The 21,462-nt window shown below is 34.4% G+C and carries 21 protein-coding genes and 1 pseudogene; 1 reads left to right on the top strand and 21 read right to left on the bottom strand.

Going from position 1 to position 21,462, the window contains the following annotated elements; translation table 11 throughout:
* Positions 1-249: 249 nt before the first annotated feature.
* From KQI85_RS15635 to rsxC, 9 genes are all read right to left on the bottom strand, one after another.
* Positions 250-2,085: an ABC transporter ATP-binding protein gene (locus KQI85_RS15635; protein ID WP_216576969.1), complete on the bottom strand. Its 1,836-nt coding sequence runs from the start codon at positions 2,083-2,085 to the stop codon at positions 250-252.
* Between the two features lie 12 nt (positions 2,086-2,097).
* Positions 2,098-4,350 (bottom strand): ABC transporter ATP-binding protein, encoded by a 2,253-nt coding sequence (locus KQI85_RS15630; protein ID WP_216576968.1) that lies wholly within the window; start codon positions 4,348-4,350, stop codon positions 2,098-2,100.
* A 5-nt stretch (positions 4,351-4,355) separates the two neighbouring features.
* Positions 4,356-4,877: a MarR family winged helix-turn-helix transcriptional regulator gene (locus KQI85_RS15625; protein ID WP_216576967.1), complete on the bottom strand. Its 522-nt coding sequence runs from the start codon at positions 4,875-4,877 to the stop codon at positions 4,356-4,358.
* Between the two features lie 514 nt (positions 4,878-5,391).
* A complete protein-coding gene (locus KQI85_RS15620) occupies positions 5,392-6,183 on the bottom strand; it encodes an RnfABCDGE type electron transport complex subunit B (RefSeq protein ID WP_216576966.1) in 792 nt (263 codons plus the stop codon).
* 14 nt (positions 6,184-6,197) lie between these two features.
* Positions 6,198-6,773, bottom strand: a complete 576-nt coding sequence (rsxA, locus tag KQI85_RS15615) for an electron transport complex subunit RsxA (RefSeq protein WP_216576971.1) — start codon at positions 6,771-6,773, stop codon at positions 6,198-6,200.
* A gap of 10 nt (positions 6,774-6,783) precedes the next feature.
* Positions 6,784-7,629 (bottom strand): electron transport complex subunit RsxE, encoded by an 846-nt coding sequence (gene rsxE, locus KQI85_RS15610; protein ID WP_216576965.1) that lies wholly within the window; start codon positions 7,627-7,629, stop codon positions 6,784-6,786.
* Positions 7,622-8,233 (bottom strand): FMN-binding protein, encoded by a 612-nt coding sequence (locus KQI85_RS15605; RefSeq protein WP_216576964.1) that lies wholly within the window; start codon positions 8,231-8,233, stop codon positions 7,622-7,624. The genes rsxE and KQI85_RS15605 overlap by 8 nt, the downstream gene beginning before the upstream one ends.
* Entirely contained in the window at positions 8,233-9,198 is a 966-nt protein-coding gene (locus tag KQI85_RS15600; RefSeq protein ID WP_216576963.1) for an RnfABCDGE type electron transport complex subunit D, read from the bottom strand. The genes KQI85_RS15605 and KQI85_RS15600 overlap by 1 nt, the downstream gene beginning before the upstream one ends.
* A gap of 2 nt (positions 9,199-9,200) precedes the next feature.
* On the bottom strand, positions 9,201-10,523 hold the full coding sequence (rsxC, locus tag KQI85_RS15595; protein WP_216576962.1) for an electron transport complex subunit RsxC: 1,323 nt from the start codon (positions 10,521-10,523) through the stop codon (positions 9,201-9,203).
* 352 nt (positions 10,524-10,875) lie between these two features.
* On the opposite strand from rsxC, the gene KQI85_RS15590 reads away from it, so the two are divergent.
* On the top strand, positions 10,876-11,985 hold the full coding sequence (locus KQI85_RS15590; RefSeq protein WP_216576961.1) for a ribonuclease H-like domain-containing protein: 1,110 nt from the start codon (positions 10,876-10,878) through the stop codon (positions 11,983-11,985).
* A 93-nt stretch (positions 11,986-12,078) separates the two neighbouring features.
* Here KQI85_RS15590 and KQI85_RS15585 read toward each other — a convergent pair whose 3' ends face one another.
* The 12 genes and pseudogenes from KQI85_RS15585 to KQI85_RS15535 all read right to left on the bottom strand — a co-directional run bounded on the left by KQI85_RS15585 (position 12,079) and on the right by KQI85_RS15535 (position 20,515).
* Positions 12,079-12,330: a hypothetical protein gene (locus tag KQI85_RS15585; protein WP_216576960.1), complete on the bottom strand. Its 252-nt coding sequence runs from the start codon at positions 12,328-12,330 to the stop codon at positions 12,079-12,081.
* 208 nt (positions 12,331-12,538) lie between these two features.
* Complete coding sequence (locus tag KQI85_RS15580) at positions 12,539-12,886, bottom strand: hypothetical protein (RefSeq protein WP_216576959.1); 348 nt, start codon at positions 12,884-12,886, stop codon at positions 12,539-12,541.
* A 440-nt stretch (positions 12,887-13,326) separates the two neighbouring features.
* Positions 13,327-13,896: a hypothetical protein gene (locus KQI85_RS15575; protein ID WP_216576958.1), complete on the bottom strand. Its 570-nt coding sequence runs from the start codon at positions 13,894-13,896 to the stop codon at positions 13,327-13,329.
* The gene (locus tag KQI85_RS15570; RefSeq protein WP_216576957.1) at positions 13,893-14,042 is read right to left on the bottom strand and encodes a hypothetical protein; all 150 of its coding nucleotides are present in this window, start codon (positions 14,040-14,042) and stop codon (positions 13,893-13,895) included. The genes KQI85_RS15575 and KQI85_RS15570 overlap by 4 nt, the downstream gene beginning before the upstream one ends.
* Positions 14,043-14,313: 271 nt before the next feature.
* Entirely contained in the window at positions 14,314-14,514 is a 201-nt protein-coding gene (locus KQI85_RS17075; protein ID WP_216576956.1) for an RHS repeat-associated core domain-containing protein, read from the bottom strand.
* Positions 14,465-14,683 (bottom strand): hypothetical protein, encoded by a 219-nt coding sequence (locus KQI85_RS15560; RefSeq protein WP_216576972.1) that lies wholly within the window; start codon positions 14,681-14,683, stop codon positions 14,465-14,467. The genes KQI85_RS17075 and KQI85_RS15560 overlap by 50 nt, the downstream gene beginning before the upstream one ends.
* A gap of 878 nt (positions 14,684-15,561) precedes the next feature.
* Positions 15,562-15,861 (bottom strand): annotated as a pseudogene (locus KQI85_RS17070) (hypothetical protein); the annotation flags it as partial.
* A 44-nt stretch (positions 15,862-15,905) separates the two neighbouring features.
* On the bottom strand, positions 15,906-16,526 hold the full coding sequence (locus tag KQI85_RS15555) for a DNA adenine methylase (protein ID WP_216576955.1): 621 nt from the start codon (positions 16,524-16,526) through the stop codon (positions 15,906-15,908).
* A gap of 431 nt (positions 16,527-16,957) precedes the next feature.
* Complete coding sequence (locus KQI85_RS15550) at positions 16,958-17,368, bottom strand: Imm50 family immunity protein (protein ID WP_216576954.1); 411 nt, start codon at positions 17,366-17,368, stop codon at positions 16,958-16,960.
* A 92-nt stretch (positions 17,369-17,460) separates the two neighbouring features.
* On the bottom strand, positions 17,461-17,661 hold the full coding sequence (locus KQI85_RS17065) for an HNH/endonuclease VII fold putative polymorphic toxin (protein ID WP_371820685.1): 201 nt from the start codon (positions 17,659-17,661) through the stop codon (positions 17,461-17,463).
* A 220-nt stretch (positions 17,662-17,881) separates the two neighbouring features.
* Positions 17,882-19,117: an IS110 family transposase gene (locus KQI85_RS15540; RefSeq protein WP_253293929.1), complete on the bottom strand. Its 1,236-nt coding sequence runs from the start codon at positions 19,115-19,117 to the stop codon at positions 17,882-17,884.
* A gap of 915 nt (positions 19,118-20,032) precedes the next feature.
* The gene (locus tag KQI85_RS15535; protein WP_216576952.1) at positions 20,033-20,515 is read right to left on the bottom strand and encodes a hypothetical protein; all 483 of its coding nucleotides are present in this window, start codon (positions 20,513-20,515) and stop codon (positions 20,033-20,035) included.
* Between the last annotated feature and the right edge of the window lie 947 nt (positions 20,516-21,462).

Here is a 21,462-nt window from a genome sequence, read left to right as displayed (position 1 = left end):
GTCTTTAATTTCTAGAAGATTTGATATAAAATTAGTATTAGGCATAAGCATTCTCCTTTGTTGATTATTTTGTGGTGATTTAATTATAACTTATGGGATTGTTTATGCCTATCTTTTTTTATAAAAATGAAAGGTTCTAAACTCTACCCCCAAGTAAAGTTTAGAACCACAATTATCTATGTGCTTTTTATAATGTTTTTAACTCTGATTCTCTAATTTAGAGTTAATTAAAATCATGTTATTATATATCTATGCTGTCTTTTCAAACTGACTATTATACAGATCTGCGTAGAATCCACCTTTTCTCATAAGTTCTTCATGGTTACCCTGTTCACAGATATCGCCATCTTTCATAACAAGAATCAGATCTGCATCTCTGATTGTCGAGAGTCTGTGTGCGATAATAAAGCTTGTTCTGCCCTTCATAAGATTATCCATTGCTTTTTGAATCTGCTCCTCTGTTCTTGTATCTACTGAACTTGTTGCTTCATCAAGAATCAATATCTTATTATCAGCAAGAATTGCTCGTGCTATTGTTATAAGCTGCTTTTGTCCCTGTGATACGTTGCTTGCTTCCTCATTAAGTTCCATATTATATCCATCTGGAAGTGTTGATATAAAATGATGTGCATGTGCTGCTTTTGCAGCGGCTATTACTTCTTCATCAGTTGCATCAAGACGACCATATCTTATATTCTCCATAATACTTCCTTTAAATAACCATGTATCCTGAAGTACCATTCCAAATATCTCTCTAAGTTCACTTCTGTCAAAATCTTTTACATTATAACCATCTATCTTAATCTCACCTGATGTTACATCATAGAATCTCATAAGAAGTTTTACCATAGTCGTCTTACCTGCACCAGTAGGTCCTACAATAGCTATCTTCTGTCCCTGTAATACATTAGCACTAAAATCATTAATAATTATCTTCTCTGGATTATAGCCAAAGTGTACATTCTCAAACTGTACATTACCTGAAAGTTCATTAATTGAAACCGGTGCATGGTTAATAGCTTTCTGATCTTCTTCCTCTTCATCAAGGAATTCAAATACTCTCTCAGCTGCTGCAACACTTGATTGTAACATATTAGTAACCTGTGCTATCTGTCCAATTGGATTAGTAAACTGCTTAACGTATGTGATAAATGACTGAATATCACCGACATTCATTGATCCTTTAATATTCATAATACCACCAAGAATTGCAACTACTACATATCCAAGATTACCGACAAATGCCATAACCGGCTGCATAAGTCCTGATAAGAACTGTGAACGCCATGCTGAATCATATAAGACATCATTAGTCTTCTTAAATTCTTCAATTACATCATTCTCTTTATTGAATGCTTTTACTATTGTATGTCCGCCATATATCTCTTCTACCTGACCATTTACATGACCTAGATATTCCTGCTGGCTTTTAAAATATTTTTGTGATTTTTTAATTATAAATCCAATCATCGCTACTGATATTGGAAGAATGACAACTGATACAAGAGTAAGTAATGGACTTATTGTAAGCATCATTACAAGTACACCAAGAAGTGTTGTAATTGATGTGATAAGCTGTGTAATACTCTGATTAAGACTCTGTCCTAATGTATCAACATCATTAGTTATTCTTGATAATACTTCACCATGAGTTTTAGTATCATAATAATTCATAGGAAGTCTGTGAATCTTCTCTGACATCTCTTTTCTAAGTTTGTAACATATCTTTTGTGATACGTCTGTCATCATAAGTCCCTGTATAAAAGCGAGAATTGCACTAATTACATATATTGCAAGAACTGTTAATAAAACTTTTGCAATTCCGTCAAAATCGATACCACCACTACCCTGAATCTTGGCAACAAAGCCTTCATATATAAGCTGTGTTGCATTACCAAGAATCTTAGGTCCTGCTATTGAAAATCCTGCACTTAATAATGCACATACAATTACAAATATTATCATTGCATGAAATGGTTTCATATATCTTACAAGTTTTCCAACTGTTTTCTTCATATCCTTTGGCTTTTCACCAGCACCAATTGGACCATGTCCACCAGGTCCACGTCTTCTGTTTTCGCTCATCTATATACCTCCTTATGCATTAATTGTATCCATGTCGGATGCTGATAGCTGTGAAGCTGCAATCTGTCTATATACTTCATTATTCTTAATAAGTTCTTCATGTGTTCCAATTCCACATATCTTGCCTTCATCAAGAACAATTATCTTATCAGCATGAAGTATTGTACTTATTCTCTGTGCAACAATAAGAACTGTGCTGTCTTTTGTCTTAGCTGATAATGCTTTTCTAAGAGTGACATCAGTCTTAAAATCAAGTGCTGAAAAGCTGTCATCGAATATATATATCTTAGGATTTTTAGCTATCGCTCTTGCAATAGAAAGTCGCTGCTTCTGACCACCAGATACATTAGTACCACCCTGTGCGATCTCATCCTGATATCTGTAAGGTTTTGTCTCAATAAATTCTTCTGCCTGTGCAATTTTTGCTGCTTCTACTACTTCAGCTTCAGTAGCATCATCTTTACCAAACTTAATATTACTCTCTATAGTTCCTGAGAAAAGAACACCTTTTTGCGGAACATAACCAATATTTCTTCTAAGGTCTTCCTGTGATATATCTCTTATATCTGTTCCATTAATTGTTATGCTTCCTTCACTGACATCATAAAATCTAGGAATCAGATTAACAAGTGTAGACTTACCGCTTCCTGTACTTCCAATAAATGCTGTTGTCTCACCTGGTTTTGCAGTAAATGTGATATTACTTAATACATCTTCATCTGCATTAGGATATCTGAATGATACATTATTGAATTCTATAGTACTATCACCTGTAAGTGATTTTGTAGTATCTTTATCTTTTATAACTATATCTGATTTGATTACTTCATTAATTCTATTAGCTGCAACACCGGCTCTTGGAAGCATAATTGATATCATTGTAATCATTAAGAATGACATAACTATCTGCATTGTATATGTCATGAATGCCATCATATCACCAACCTGTAGTGAACCTGCATCAACACCTTTTGAGCCAAACCAGATAATCATAACCATAACACCATTCATAATAAACATCATAGCTGGCATCATTATATTCATAGCTCTGTTAGTGAATAACTGTGTCTTTGTAAGATTTACGTTAGCTTCATCAAATCTCTTTTTCTCATGTTCCTCTGTACTAAAAGCTCTTATTACAGGTATACCTGTAAGTATCTCTCTTGCAACTAAGTTAACTCGGTCAACGAGAGTCTGCATTATCTTGAATTTTGGCATTACAAATAAGAATAGAACAACTACAAGTACAATAATTGCAAGTACTGCAACAAGTATTATCCATGCCATTGATGTGTCATTTTGAAGTACTTTTAATACACCACCTATTCCAAGTATTGGTGCATATAATACCATTCTAAGTAACATAACTGTTACAAACTGTACTTGCTGTATATCATTGGTTGTTCTTGTTATAAGCGATGCTGTTGAGAACTTATCCATCTCTGTATTAGAGAATGATACAACTTTTGTAAATACTTTATTTCTAAGATCTCTACCTACTCCGGCTGCTACCTTTGAAGCAAGATATCCAACAACTATTGTTGATATCATTGCAACGATTGCAAATAATAACATCATTCCACCTTTTGCCATCATATATCTTATCTGAATATTCTCAATATCAGCACCAAGTTTCTCATATATTGACTTGGCATATATAATAGCTGTTGACTCATACATTGTTGATGCAAGTTCTTCATCCATATTGCCCTGCATCTGCTCAATCATCTGAAGTCTTGCTTCTCTTGGCATATTAGAGAAGATATCCATAAGTGACATATTCTCTGCTCCCGGCATTGTAGCAGTAATCTGAGTCTTAATCTGTTCCTGCATTGCAACTGCTTCTTCAGAATCTGCTGTAAGCATATATGATATCATCTCTACAGGATATAAGATATCTTTTAATCTCTTAATATCTTCTTCATTATCTGTATTTAACTTATAGATAATATTATAATCTTCATAATTCTTATATTCTTTTTTTACTGATGAAGGAAGATCCTTTGTATTGTCATACTTCGTATAACTATCTAATATAAACTTCTCATCTTCTTCACTTACAAACATACATAATGCATTCATGCTATCTTCATCAATAACATCTAATATACCATTCTCAATTCCATATTGACTTATGCCTACGTTAACTATATCAGACGTATAATCTGGAAGTGACAGATCACAGAACGCCTGAACTAACAGGAGTGCTATAATCACCATTACAAATCCTGCGTAGTTCTTAAGATTTTTAAAAATATTAATCATCCACTTTACCTCTTCTCTTTATAATTTTCATTTATCTCTTCTTCAAATATTGAATAAAGTTTATTAAAAAGTCTTAACATCTCTTTAGAATTCTCCTCTCCAAATCGCTCCATTGCATTATTTGAGAATTCTTCCATCTTCTTCATCTGATTTTGTACTTTATCAATACCAAAATCAGTTATTGTAACATACGTTACTCTCTTATCCTTTTTGGATACACTTCTTGTTGTATAACCTTTTTCATCTGTCTGATTAAGTAATTTTGACAACTGTGGTTTTGATATATTAAGTGCATTTGATATATCTCCAACTGTAATCTCATCAGTATTACTTAGCTTTGCCACAAAATGTGGATGTCCTTTACACTGTACAGGACCATTACAACTATCTTTAAATTTACCACTTAGCATCATAATAACTGCAAGAACCCTAAACTCTCCTTTTGGAATGTCAAGAATCTTGCTTTGAAAATCAAGTCTTCGAAACTTGTCCATTATACTAAACATCTCTCTTTGAATATCATTCATATAATGTATCTTCTCCCTTCTGTAATATGCTTTCTTTCGATAATCACGAACTACATTTCTAGTCAGAATATCATTGGATTTACTAGTAAATATACACTTTATAACTGACTAATATCTTATCTTTGTAATTATCTTAACCAAACATTAACCTGATTAACTATTAACATTATTAATAGTTGCATCTATTAATATTTAACATTGTTAACTATTTTAGCATCATATTTTTGGATGTCAATATGGATTATTATTTTTTTATATTTTTAATTTTTATCTAATTATTGCTTTATAATATTTTTATAAAATGAATGAGCGGTTACATATATCTGTCACTTAACTAAAGTAACTTCTTATTGATATATATAATCGCTCATTCTATTAAATATGTTTTTGTATTCTTTATCAACATTTTAATATTATGATAAGTTTTCATATTCCTTATCAACATTTTAATATTATGATAAGTTTTCATATTTCTTATCAATATCTATATGTTAATATATAATATCCTGTCTTCTTATATGCTTCGTATTATCTTCGCCGGACATTTTTCCATGCATTTACCACATTGAATACACTTATCATAATCAATATGTGCAAGAAAGTTTTCAACCGTTATTGCATTCTCATTACACTGTTTTGTACAGAGTGTACAGCCTATACAGCCAAGAGAACATGCTGCTTTTACATCTTTACCTTTATCTTTTGAACTACATGCTACTCTGATATGACTATCATAAGGTACAAGTTCTATAATATCTCTTGGACACGCCAATATACATTTACCACAGGCTGTACATTTCTCTTTATCAACTACAGCCACTCCATTTATAACTTTTATTGCATCAAATGCACATGCCTTCACACATTCGCCACCTCCAAGGCAACCATATGTGCAGCTCTTTGGACCTCCATCCGGCAATGTCTTCATCATCTTACAACTGTCTGGTCCAACATAATTATATGTTGTCTTAGTCGCATCACAATCACCAACGCAACATACAAATGCTGTCTTTTTAACAGTTGTCATATTATCACTTCCCATAATCTTTGCAATCTTATCTGCTACAGGTGCCTGACCTACAGGACATGCGTTAACAGGTGCTTCTAAGAGTGCTATAGCTTTTGCAAGTGCATCGCAACCTGCATATCCACATCCACCACAGTTATTACCAGGAAGTGCTTCCCTAATCTTAACTTCTCGCTCATCTACCTCTACATGCAACTTTTCTCCTGCTATACCAAGGAATAATCCTATTATAATTCCTGCTATTCCGGTAATTAATGCCGCTATTATTATTGTCTGCATACTAATCCCCCAATCTACTTAAGTCCTGCAAATCCCATAAATGCAATAGACATAAGACCTGCTGTTATAAGAACAATTGGTATTCCTCTAAATGCTTTTGGAATATCATTATCTTCCATCTTCTCTCTAAGCCCTGCCATTATTATTATTGAAATAGAAAAACCAAGTGCTGTTCCTACTCCATTAATAACAGATTCTATTACTCCATAAGACTTCTGTACGTTAAGTATGGCTACACCAAGGACAGCACAGTTAGTTGTAATAAGCGGAAGATATACCCCAAGTGCTGCATACAGTGACGGTATTACTTTTTTTAAAAACATCTCAACAAATTGCACTAAAGATGCTATTACAAGTATAAATACTATTGTATCAAGATATGTTACACCTAATGGAGTAAGTATATAGTTATGTATAAGGCTTGTTATAAATGAAGATATAGTTATGACAAATATAACTGCCATGCTCATTCCTGCTGCAGTATCTATCTTCTTAGATACTCCAAGAAAAGGACATATTCCAAAGAACTGGCTTAATACAACATTGTTAATAAGTGCCGCTGAGAATCCTATCATTAATAATTTCATAATATCAGTCCTCCTAATTGTTACTATCTATATTGTGCCTACTCTTATCAGTATCAACATCTGCACTATTATTAGCTACTGTCACTTTTTTATTGCAATTATTATCAGCATCCATAATATTATTATCTCTTCTTACTTCTTTGTCACAACATTGCTCACTACTCTTAATGTCAGTGCAATTACAAGTCTTAGTACTGCATCCGTCACATCCTACACATGATATATCCTCACCTGATGGCACTGTAATCTCTCGTCCTTCTTTTTTCATATTATCAATCACATGACTTCTTAATGCAGTAAGAACGCCAAGTACAAGGAATCCACCCGGTGCAAGTGTAAATATTGCTACTGGTTCAATTACTGAACCTTTTATTATCTGCATTCCGAATACACTGCCTGCACCTATTATCTCTCTTAAAAGTCCAAGTATTGTAAGTGATATTGTAAATCCTATTCCCATACCCATACCGTCAAAAAAAGATGGAAGTACAGGATTCTTAGATGCATACGCTTCAGCTCTTCCAAGAATTATGCAATTAACAACAATAAGTGGAATATACACGCCAAGCGTATCATCAAGCGATGGTATAAAACCTTTTAATAAAAACTGAATTACTGTAACGAGTGTCGCAACAATAACAATATATGCAGGCATCCTCACTCTGTCAGGAATTATCTTCCTTAAAAGTGATATTATCGTATTAGACATCATAAGAACTATCGTTGTAGTCGCTCCCATTCCAAAACCAGCTATCGCACCTGATGTAACAGCAAGTGTAGGACACATACCAAGCATAAGAACAACTGTAGGATTCTCTTTTATTATTCCATTATACAATCTCTCAAGACATCTATTCATGTGCTTCACCCCCATTAAGAATACTCTCATATAGTTCTAGTGCAGCATTAACGCCACCTGTAACAGCTTTAGTCGTTATAGTCGCACCACTTATTCCACTAATCTCATCACTCTTATCTGTATCGCCGGTTACATAAGTAATACTACTGCCACTTTTACCTGCAAATTGTCCTTTAAATTCATCTGTATCTGCTTTCATTCCTATATTAGCTGTCTCTGATATTGATATTATCTCAAGACCACTCACTATTCCATCACTACTAATTCCAAGTGTAAATATAATATCGCCACCATAACCTTCATGTGTATTAACAGTAATTACATATCCACAATCCTTTCCCTCTGTATTCTGTCCTTTCACTACAGACTCAATTGTGGCATTGTATTTTTTCTCGATATCAGTTACCTCTTTTTCATTAAGGACATCACATTCTATAAACTCCTTAGCATCAGTAAGTACTCTCTCATAAGCCTGCATCTTCTTCTCATTCTCTTTTTGTTCTATTGGATCTTTTGTTATATAATAAGCTCCACCAAGCAATATTCCTGAGATAAGTGTTATTACAAACAATATAAGTGTATCTTTTATTATCTTTTTATTCATCACATATCCCCCCGTTTAAATACTCTCTTAAAGCTATTCTTATATCCAAATGCTACTGGATAAGTTACTCTCTCAATAAGTGGTACAAGGAGATTACCGATTATTATCGCATAAGATACACCTTCTGCCGACTTACCTGCCAATCTGAAAGCCGCTGTTAATATTCCTATTATTATCCCGAATACTATCTGCCCTGCCTGTGTTATAGGTGATGTTACATAATCTGTCGCCATAAAAAATGCACCAAGCATAAGACCTCCCCCACACAGATGTGTAAGAAGAAAATATCCGTCTGCACCTCTTCCATTACACAGACCATATATGTATGTAATCACTGAAAATGTTATAAGATATGAGAATGGAATTCTAACAGATATCGTTCCCGTTACAATAAGAATTATTGCACCTATAAGTATTGCAAGTGTTGAAGTCTCTCCGATAGTACCTGCTGTTGTTCCAAAAAACATCTTAAGAATATCAGGATGTCCTCCCGTCTTTAACACCGCAAGTGGTGTTGCTCCACTTATACCATCATATACAAAATCAGTCATTTTTCCTGAAAATGATATAAGCATAAAGCATCTTCCTGCAAGTGCCGGATTCATAAAGTTCTGTCCAATTCCACCAAATAACTGTTTGACAACAAGAATTGCAAATATACTTCCTATAATAACCATTCCAACCGGTATCGTATGTGGAAGATTAAGTGCAAGGAGAATTCCTGTTACAACAGCACTTAGATCAAGCACTGTAACCGGTTTCTTCATATAATGTTCATATATTGCTTCTGTCGTTACACATGTCGCTATTGCAACACATATAACCATAAGTGCTCTTAATCCGAAGTTATAGATTCCTGATATGCATGCCGGAATAAGTGCAATACAGACCGTTGCCATAACAGATGATGTTGTCGCTTTATCTCTGATATGTGGTCCTGATGAGATATTATACTGTCTGTCCATAATTAATTCCCCCTTCTGTCTGCAAGAATCTCTTTTCGCATAGTCTTAATCATCTGTGTAAGTGGTCGCTTTGCCGGACATATATATGAACAACAACCACATTCGCAACATTCCATGCCATTATATTTAACAAAAGATTTCTTATCACTTTTATCTGCTGCCTTAGCTGCCATTACAGGTATTATACGACTTGGACATACTCTCGCACACCTTCCACATCTGATACATGCCGTTGTCTCACATTCAGCAACTTCATCTTTTTCAAATGCCAAAAGTGACGATGTTCCTTTTATCATAGGAACTCTTTCATATTCTGCCATTGCCATTCCCATCATTGGTCCACCGGATATAAGTTTTATAGGCTCTGTCTCAAAAGAATTATGTCCATTAAATATCTCACCATAATATGTTCCCGTCTTAATCTCATAGTTCTTAGGTTCACTTATCGCATCGCCACTTACTGTAACGATTCTTGTTGTAAGTGGTCTTCCATTAACTATTGCATCATATATCGCATATACTGTATCAATATTATGTACTATACAATGTACATCTGCCGGCAGTTTCTTAGAATTAAGCCTTCTCTTTGTAACTGCATATATAAGACTTCTCTCTCCACCCTGTGGATACTTCGTCTTAAGACGGGCTATCTTCATCCTCGCCTCATCTTTAACATATTCTTCAAGTATATTAATCGCATCAGGTTTGTTATCCTCGATTGCTATATATCCCATTGCTTTTGGAAAAATCTGTAGAATTATTCTTAATCCGGCTACTATCTTCTCCGGTGTATCTATCATTCTTCTATAATCAGATGTAAGATATGGTTCACATTCTGCACCATTTACAATTATCGTATCAATAAGATCCGGTTCCTTTGGTGACAGTTTAACATCAGTTGGAAAGCCTGCACCTCCCATGCCGACTATACCAGCTTCACGAATCACTGCAATTATCTCATCTCTTGTCATATCCTGCAGTTTTTTATTATTAATCGTTTCTGCTTCTTCATACTTATAATCATTCTCAATAATTACAGATTGTACTTTTGCTCCAGACTGAACTGTTCTTAATTCTATCCCTTTTACAATTCCTGACACTGACGAATGAATATTCGCTGATATGTAACCTGAAGCTTTCGCTATCTTCTCTCCAGCCAAAACTCTGTCGCCCTTTTTTACAATTATCTCCGCCGGTGCACCAATATGCTGCACAACCGGAAATGCCAGTTCTGCTCCAGGCTCTAATCTCTCAACCACACTGTCTTTCGACAAAATCTTCCCATCGAATGGGTGAACCCCACCCTTAAAAGTAAGTAAAGCCATTGTTATCCCTCTTTCCCATATTTCTTACAAGCACAGTAGACACTTGACTGTCTAACAGCCTAAGTCTTACATCTTACAACCTCATACATACCACACTTTCTACATAGTACTTAATTTAGTCAAACAAAAAATATCCCCCGACATACCTTTTTGGCATATCAAAACAGTATATTATGTCGATATAATAAATATACTAAATTTTTTATAAAAAATCTACTAAATTTGTGATTTTTGTTGTACAATATTATGATATATATAGTATTTAGCAATATAGTATTACATGTACTTGTGATATATAACTATTTAACTACTTGTTATTATTTTAACAAAAAATTTCGGAGGTTTTGTTTTTATGATAGAAATAACAGATACACTTAATAGTAATATTGATATATTTCCATTAGTTGGATATAACAATTCTGACGTTGTATTTTTTGACATTGAGACAACTGGATTCTCACCCAAAAGCACAACTGTATACCTTATAGGATGCATATATTATGAGGATTCTTCCTGGGTAAGCAAATCATGGTTTGCCAATTCTCCTTCTAATGAAGTCGAAGTTCTGACACATTTTTTTGACTTTGTACAGAACTTTAATGCCATTATTCACTATAATGGTGAAGGTTTTGACATTCCATATCTGCAAAAAAAAGCCACACAATACAATCTGTGTGACAATCTCAAGAATAAAGTAAGCATAGATATCTACAAAATGGTATCACCGCTAAGACACATATTCAAACTTGAGAATCTCAAATTAAAATCAATTGAAAAGTTTCTTGGTATTAACAGAGAAGATACTTACAATGGTGGCGAACTTATATCTGTATACAATCACTATGTTATGTCACCTAATGAATATGATTACAAAAAACTTATGCTGCATAACAAAGAAGATATCTATGGACTTCTTAATGTAGTTCCAATACTGTCTTATTATTCTATCGTATCCAAACGTTTTACAGTAACAGGTGCAAGTATTCTTACAGAACGCACAGAATTATGTTATGTACCTAAGACTCTTTGTATTGAACTTAAATTTGATACTCCTTTTCCTAAGAGAATTACTCATGCTTATAATGAATTCTCTTTTACAGCACTTAATCAGACCGGAACTATCAAAGTCGGAATATATACTAATGAACTTAAGTATTTCTATTCTAACTATAAAGATTACTATTATCTTCCATACGAAGATACTGCAATACATAAAAGCGTGGCTTTCTACGTTGATAAAGATTACAGAACCAGAGCCAAAGCCGCTAACTGTTACAGTAAAAAATCAGGTCGATTTGTTCCTGAATATAACGAAGGAATAACACCTTATTTTAAGATTGATTACTATGACAAAAAAAATTATTTTGAACTTACAGACGATGTATTATCTAATCTCGATATTATGCATACTTATGCGTGCCATATATTCGATGTTATGCTTGAACATCGTAGAGAAAAATAGGAAAATCACTTTATTTTAATTTAGTCATTTGGCTTTCGAATGACTAAATTAAAATTATATCTGGCATAATTAATAATAAAGACCTGTTATCTCTTAATTCTTATAATATTCATCTAAGTATACTTCAAACTCATCCATATTATTGTATAGCCATCTGCACATTTTTGTTCTCCAGAATGCAAAATCCAAATTTTTATCAGATTTATTTTTTAAATACTCTTTATATCCAAAACTACTTGCACTTCCTAATTCAGTTTTTTCAACTTTATCTATTTCTAAGTCATATGTATTATTTATCCAATTTTTCAGTTCATTATTATTGATAAAAATTGATTGTTCTACCATCTCTTCTTCTCTCCATTATAAATTCTTATTTTTTAAAGTTTCCGCCTGTCTGCATAATCATTCTTCACATCTGACATTTTCACTAGTTGCCCATTTAAGGGGAACACTATCTAACTCTGCTAATATTATATTCTATTAGCTCGTGATGTTACAACGATATTATATCACAGAATCATGTAGTGATATAATATCGTTGTAAATATGCATACTACTTCACTTTGTAATTTGTGCAAAATAACAAGGCTTCATCCAGCGCACTAATCACATCATCTTTTTGCATAGTATCATCATCATGAAAACTATATATTGGTATTATCTCTTCTAAATCTGATGTCTCTATATCCATTGCCTCAAAATACACGAATTGGTACGGGACATATTGTGAATTAGTCACTGAAAGCTGTGCCATACAATTTTTAAAATCAAAATCAATGATTAATGCCTCTTCATTGTTTTTTGATAGCATAATCTCATCTTGGTTCAGGCAATCCGATAAAACCCTTTCATACCACTCCCAAATTGATGTTTTTATAACCTCATAATTATAATCGCTCATGTTACTTACTCCCTTCTGCATATCTTACCAATAGATTTCTCTATCCCATTATTTACCCATTCTTTACAAACTTGTAGTATTTTATTTTTTCTTTTAACTTCATCCAATATTGTTTTATCCATTTATATCTCCATATTCTGTTATTCAATTTTAATTATATATGACCTTATATAATCAAAAAATATTTCTTTCTGTGATTCACCAATTAAGTCATATACTTCATTCCACAATTCTCGTTCATTCATACTATGTTCTCCGTCCTATTTTGTTATATTATACCTATATTTTGTCACTATTTAATCTATATCTTTCTATTGTAATTTCTTAAGTTGCTTCTGTATTTTCTACTAATTTTTCTGGAATATTGTAAAAAAACAAAATTCTTTCTAAATTTTTGGATGATAAATTTATCTCTAACAGTTCTCTTGCATGGAATAATGCTATCGAATATGCTCCTTCAATAAAACACAATGTTTGATAGTAATATTTTCATATACGCTCCTTTTTTCTATTGTATGGCAACTTTTGACATCAACAAAAAAATCATGTGGCTCATAGTAGTTGTATTTTTTATATTTATTTTCCGGAACGCTCGATTGAGTCATTGTCACCGTTTCTGCATCTATAAAACATAAGATAATTTCAGAAAACATTCGTAGCATTTCTTCATGACTCATTTCTCGCAAGTTACCTTCATATACAACATTATTATAAACATCGCTTGAAGTATATGTTCCTTTGGAATCTTCATCAATGAACATCATTTCCACATTATATACAAAAATAGATGTATGAATACCATAAAAATTAATAAAAAGATTTTCATTATTCCCATCAAACACTATTGTTCCTATTTCTTTCGATGAATCAATTTCAATTTCATCTCCGTCTTCTGACAAAAATCTAATCATTTTTTCATCCCACGAATTTTTAATTAGATATTCAACCATATTTTTTTTAAGTTCTTCGTTACTGAATTTCATACAGTATTCCTTATAATTCTCTCTCATTCAAATGTTGTCCCTTTCATGAACTGATTTTTAGGATATTTTGTTTGACATCTAGTACAAACCGGTATAACCTCATTATTTCTTGGTCTGATGGCAGGTGTCATAATAATATTAGCATTAGTATTTCCACCTAATCCTCTAAACACAATATTCTCTGCACATGTAGCATTACCCTTATAGTTTCTACTATTTTTTACCCCTACACATACCTCTCCTGTTCGGATATCCACACCTGCAACGACAGTAGCAATATTGCTTTGCTGTGTTTTACTTAGACCTTGAATTTTCGCAACTTCTGCATCCCTTGCTGCAATAGCTTTTGCAATATTATCATCTAATTTTTGATAATATTCATCCGGTAAAAATAGTTCTGTCTCTCTACCACTCTGGTCTTTATCGCCTTCGCCGCATCCTCAACTACATCATCCGCCAGTTTATGTTTTTCTTTGACTTTTTTGTTCCAGGTTCGGCACTTAGTCCAAATGGATCTATCTGCGTTACTGGGTTTCCATTGGCGTAGGCGTAACGGTTAAGACTTGGTGTGTTTGCGAGATTGCCTATTACTCTGTCAGCACTTATGAATCTCCTTAGTTCCGGGCTGTAGTATCTTGCTGTCATAACAGTATTCTTCTGTACCGCTTTTTATCCTATAGTTCTCATCATCATAAGTGTACTGCGATGATGATGTTTTTACAAGTCTTCCTGCACCGTCATAGGTTACATCTGCCCTGTATACTTCTGAAAAACACCTTTGTTGTCTCATCATCAAGTGATGAAATAAAACCATATATCATAAAAGCCAACCTCCTTTTTGTTGTTGGTTAACTTATGCCTATATGCGTCATTCTGAAAACAGTCTGTAGTTTCCAAAGTTCCTTAAAATCAGTAAGTAATATTTAGAAAAGAAGTTTAACACCCCCACAGTGGTTCATCTTAATTCTTAGTCGCACACTTTATTCTTCAGAAAATACGCAGGAAATCGGTCATATACAAAAATTCAAATGCTGTGACAAGAGACAGAATCTGCGGATTTATGGAACTATGCAATGTAAATGGCTGAGCAGGTTTGTGGCAATATTAGTTGATTTGATATTAGAAAAATCAGAATAAATCGAAACAGAGATGTGATGTTAGGATATGCGGATTAAGATTGGAGAATTTCGGTGGTATCAAAGGATGATAGTTTAAGATTGCTGGGGATTATCCATCATTGTCTAAGTTGTCTGTATTCATGAGACCCCAGCGAATTGTTTGTAAGCTGTCTGTGAATGTCATAATCCATCTTGAAGTGAAACTTAATTGCAATCAAATCTTGAAAAACACTTGTCTTCCTATGTTTGCAATATACATTCTGGCAGTTCTGTACTATAAAAATGAGCAAAAAGATATTCTTCTCACACCAACACAATTTGAAGAAAATTAACATAAAACCTCGTACCGAAATAATAAATGCAGGGTCGGATGCTTCTTACGTAAAATCAGATAATATAAGGTTTCCAAGCACTTATAAAAACATCAGTTCTGTGGAGCAACTATATTTCTACATTAACGGAAATGCCGATGCTATATGGGTTTCCAGCATATTCCGAAAACTTTGTCTGACACTTTGGTCTGAGTATAACGATTTGAATATCCTGCCCAAACTGCCAATGTACTCCATCTTTTTTATCTGTATGGTTTAATATCGTTATCTCCATACTTATTTACATGTTTCATTTCAAAGTTCATAATCAGTTGCTCTCGATGACGCTTATCGGGAAGTCTACTGGTATCTTCAAATTCCAACATATAATGTTTGTTAGAACGGTATAACTTACGCAATTGCTTCTTTGCCTTAGACGATAATGCAAATTTCCCTTTATGTGATTTTAACATTTCTGCTAAGTCTTTATGGTCTTGCACCGTAAAAACATAATCGTAATAATCTTCCGTTCCCAGATATGGGCAATCAGCATATACAAATACACATTCTGCATTATAGCTTTACAACACCCTACGGAAATCCCGATTCAAAATCTCCACATTCTGTAACCGCTTAGATAATTGCAGAATCCACTGCACATTTTTTTGTATATATCAGCCCTGTTCGTATCCGCAGATGTAGAAATCATAAATAATGGATTATCCATCCTACCCCTGTATGCACCAAAACTCACATAATAATATGCAACCGCCCTATTCAAATTTGACATAGCATTACCAGACTGTAAATCTTCCTTACATTTCTGAAACACCACTTCCGAATATGGCAACTTCATGACCTTACTTACAAATTCATTTGGTTTATCTCGGATAACCATATATAAATTAGTAAGATTTCCATTAATATCATTTACCACAACTTTCACATCCCAAGGTAAATAACAAAGCATGGCAATGCTACCGCAAAATAAATCGATAAAAATCTTACATCCAGACTGTTCAAATGCATTTACAACCTCCCTGCCTATTCTCGGTGGTTTCTTCCCGATATACGGAAACAATGTCTTAACCTTTTTCAAATCTTCTGTAGCCAGACTCTGTATAATTGCCAGTCTGATGGCTTCTGACTGATTATCAGTCCTAAATTTTCTTTTTAATAGTTCTACTTCTCCTTCTTCAATCCTTAAAGTTACCTTCTGCTTACTCAAACGAACTCCTCCTTTACGGATGGAGCATCTTCAATAGAAAAACTGCATCTGAATCAAGATTTCTGATTTGATGTTTTCTTGAGCCAGCTGAGCACTTTCTCTTCGTGAGATGACCAAAAGGCAGACTTTGGGCACGATATTTGAAAGAAGTAGACTGATATTCACAGTCTGGAAAAGAATTTGAAAATTATCATAGGAAAAACGCATTGTCTCCATAACACTAAGTGCCATGAAAACAATGCGTTCTAAGTCTTTGAAAAAAATATTCAGTTATAATTTCGGATGTACTTAAGTGCACCAGATGGCAATTTTCGCCCTAAAGTCTCTAAATTAATCTATGGATATCATCACCATAGGTGAGAGCCATTCCGATTATTTTAAAGACCGTGGTTAAATTTTTAGGTAGTGGACGTCCTTAAGTGGAGACATAATTATTCTGGAACAACATAATAATGAAAGTTATCATCCCAAACTAATGGTTTTATATTTTGTATCCTAGCAATTGCATAATTACAATTAATATAATTTTCACCACATAGCACTTCTAATTCATATTGAAAATCCTTTTCCTTTTTTTTCACTAAGAATTCCTTAATATGAATATGGTCATGATTTGCAAACATTGAAATCTCTTTCACTCCAAAAAAACAAATTTTAATATAAACCAAATCCCATTTCTCCCATTTTTTGGGGGGTGTCTTAACTAAATCACTAACTTGTACTTCCAAAACTAATTCCCCTCGTAAACCATTAGCTACTGCATTTATTATTTCAGCATTAGAAAAGCAAAATTCGTGTCCAAAAACATTTTCAAGTGTAAACCAATTATCAAATCCTATCATTATCTTTCCTTTCATTCCCATGTATATTTAGACTTAAAATAATAATGCCCTTTCATACCACTAACTTTTCCGTTTTGAGTGTTAGTAATTGGTCAAACATTAAAGTGTGACGGCTGATTTCCTACCCCATTTGTATATGTATGACCATATGAATGATCTTGTACAACAACATAATCTATAATTTCATTGTGTTCATTTTTTATGCCTTTTCCTCTTACATCATATGTCATTTCACGAGAATATATTATTTGGCCATTATAAATTATTGGGTCTCCATTAGCATTTCTCAACATAACCATGTTTTGAGAAACTGAGCTTTCATTAGCGTTTAATCCTAAATCTTGTTTAATATTATTTAATGCCGTTCTTCTACTTGTGTCAGTACCACTCTTGACAAAGACTCTTTACCCTTATAATTATCCAAGCCGATGACCATCCTCCGAAAAAAGAATACACTTCCCAAAGCCGACTGTTTCATCTGCTTAAAATAATATCACATATTTGCCATTTTCACTACACAATTTCGCCAGCGTTTTCCATGACTGGCATACGGTACTCCGTACCATTTTTCAACATTCCATAAATAATACTGATTAATCGTCTGGAAATACAAATCAGTGCTTGCTGACTGGTTTTTCCCTCTGCCTTACGTTTCTCATAGTATGCACGCACTACTGGATTTCGTGGTGTTCCTTTTGAGGATACCTGCACCATCTGAATCGCAAGAAAGTAAATCGTAGCTTGTAATCTTCTATTGCCTTGCTTTGTAGCAAAATCCTTACCTTTCCCACTGGATGATAAATGAAGCGGTGCAATACCAGCAAACTGTGCCAGTTTATTGGCATTGGCAAAGCGTTTGATATCACCGATTTCAGCAAGAATCTTCACTGCCGTGATGACATTTATCCCAGGAATGGTTGTAAGTGTACAATGAAGCATATCATACATTTTTTCCAGCATCTTATCGACTTCTGCCAGCTGTTTATCATAGTGCTGTAAATCGCTGACAATACTAAGGGTTACCATATCCCTTGCATCTTGGAAGTCATTATTTTTGACTTTGTCACTGGCAACAGCATCCAAGATTTTCTCGCAGGTCTTTGTTGAACACTTGTTGTGGCTTACAGGAACAAGTTCCTCACGCAAATCTTCCACACTCTTACCCTTCAGATATTTTCTGGATGGGTAATGCTCCCAAAAATATAAAGCTGTAGGTCTGCTAATATCGTTAAAAAACGACTTATACGACGGATATGCAATGCATAACTGTTCATGCAACTGATTCACCAGTCTGGTTCTCTGTTTCATGATATTATCCCTACGATGCACCAGCTGACCAAGTGACCAGTAAGTGTCATTTGGACACGCATCTGGTAGCTTATCAAGCATATTTAAAGTTGCCAGAGCAATAGCTTCCGCATCATCACTGTCACTCTTTCGGTACATGGCACCTCTGTGTTTTGCCTGACGATGAGAAATAGCGGTATTAACATCTTTTACAAGATACCCCTTATCAATGAGCCACACCGCTAAGGCTCTGCCGTAACCATACGCATTCTCCAGTCCGAATACTGCAGTTTTTTCATCAGTATTACTCTTCTTTACTTTAGTTACCAGCTTAGGAAAATCGGCTGGTCTGTTGGCGAAAGTAATCTCGCCCAGTTTGTTGTTATAGCAGTCAATCATAACTGCTGTGTGGGTCTCTTTATGTAAATCAATACCCACGTAAATAAAATCTTCTTTAATCATTACATCAACTCCAATCTCAATGTTTGGCAAAATAGTGGCAATCTCAACTGTTAAGCATCTTTCTCGAAATTACGCATCTTTTCAGCAACCAAGTGTGCAAGAGTGGTATAGCCTATCCACTTCTGGTCAGACGCAAAGTATTTTCAAAAGAAATACCGCTGACTTTCATGGAGATGGATACTTCCTGCAGAACGCAGGCTTCACGAAAGGCTTACGAATTGCTTTCGTGGTGTGTGATGTTAACTCTGAATACCGTCGTATTCAAGTTAATTCTGCTTTCTCTTAAAAAAAAAGACATTGTAACCATACCCCAAGTCCCTTATACTTTCAGCGATGTAGATTTACCAGCTGAGATGTTTCAAGGCATTTTATACACACCATATTTTCAGCTAATGGATTTGTGACACCAACTCATATAGTTACTGCTGTTACTCCCGTTACCGCACATTCATGAAACCAATAATCCATCTTATCAACACACACATTTCTTGCTGGCAGAATAAAAGAAAACTGCACCCTACTGACAAAATGCCATGTAGGGTGCAGTGATAAAATAATATATTCTCTTTTTCAGCCATTCTACCCAAAATATGCCAAGTTCCAATAACTACACCAAGATAGTTCCTTAAAATAACTGCCACCACCACAGAACCCACCAGTACCGCCATAGTTCCTAAACCAGTACGAATAAGCACTTTGCTACGAAGCCATAATTCGCCCAAATTTGCCGACAAAGACAATAGTGGCAGTAGTTACCACCAAACCCAGTAAAACGCAACGTAAGGCATTGTGTGCAGGCGTGAGGGGCAAGCCAAGCGGAAACCGCAAGACCATACCCCAAAGGCAGGAGCAGTACGGAAAAGCCTGCAAATTTACCCCACAACCAGTACGCACCGCCAAACTTACCAGCACCTATCAGCTACCACGTTTTAACACACCATCAGCAGAAATCATATGTGCCAGAATATCAAGGTTCATCAGTTCGAAGCACCGATAAGCATACTCCCACTGGGAATCACTCATCTTAAAACCTTGTGCCATCATTCCCTTTGCTTTCTGCTCACTCTCCACCATACTGGCAATGACTTTGGCAACTGCTGGTCTCCACTGCTTGCCATTGCCAATATCAAGATAAGGCTCCGCTACAAAATGAAGAACGATACCACTTTCATGACAGAACCTTGCAAAGGTATACGCCTGCCGAACTGACGCAAAACGATTACAGCTAACGGTATAAACTACATCTCCACTCTGCAGAACCGATGTAAGTTCACCAAGACTTCCAGCATTATAAATGTTATTCCCCCGAATCTTCTTACTTCTGAAGAACACCTTTGTTGTCTCATCATCCAGTGATGAAATAAAACCATAAATCATAAACACAAGCCTCCTTTTCATTGTTGGTTAACTTATGTCTATATGCGTCATTCTGAAAACAATCTGTAGTTTCCAAAGTTCCTTAAAGTCGGCAGGAAATGTTTAAATGATTTGTTTAAATTTATACACTTTTTTCATCTTATATTTTGATACCACACTTCATACTTCAGAAAATACGCAAAAAATTGAGCATATACAATAATTCAAATACCATGATAAACGAAATATTCTGCGGATTTATGGAACTATACAGTATCGGTGGATGAGCAGGTTTCTGGAGATATTAGTTGATTTGATATTAGAAAAATCAGAATGAATCAAAACAGAGGTGTGATGTTAGGAGGTGTGGATTAAGATTGGAGAATTTCGGTGGTATCAAAAGATGATAATTTGAGATTGCTGGGGATTATCTTAATTGTCGGTATCTAAGAGACCCCAGCGAATTTTCAGTAAGCTGTCTGTGAATGTCATAATTCATCTTGAAGTAAAACTTAATTACAAAAAAATCTTAGAAAATGGCTGGATTTCTAAAGGAAAAGAGCTCCTGTAATATCTTTGATAGCAAAATCAAAAGAATCCGATACCGTCTTTATGACAAAAATCTGTATGCGATTTACCGCTTTTCTAGGCAATATTTGAGTCGAAATTACCGCTTTTTTTGACCATTTTTTATATCTGAAATACCGCTTAAGGAGATTTATTTTACATACAAAGAAAAACGCATTGTCTTCACAGCACCAAATACCATGAAAACAATGCGTTTTTTTCTTAAGATAACAATATTCAGTTTTGATTTTAGATGTCCTTAAATGCACCCATAAAGCAAATTTCACTCTAAGGTCTTTATTTTAATCTTCTTGGATCTTTCTCTACTTCAGATCTACTTCGATTAATTTAAAGACTATAGTTTGTGTTTTATGTGGTTGGTGTCCTTAAGTGGAGACATAATAAATATTTATTTGTAGCAC

This window comes from Falcatimonas sp. MSJ-15 (assembly GCF_018918265.1).
In the GTDB taxonomy this organism is placed as follows: domain Bacteria; phylum Bacillota; class Clostridia; order Lachnospirales; family Lachnospiraceae; genus Falcatimonas.
Note: the sequence above shows the minus strand (reverse complement) of the source record. Positions and strands in the feature narration are given on the sequence as shown.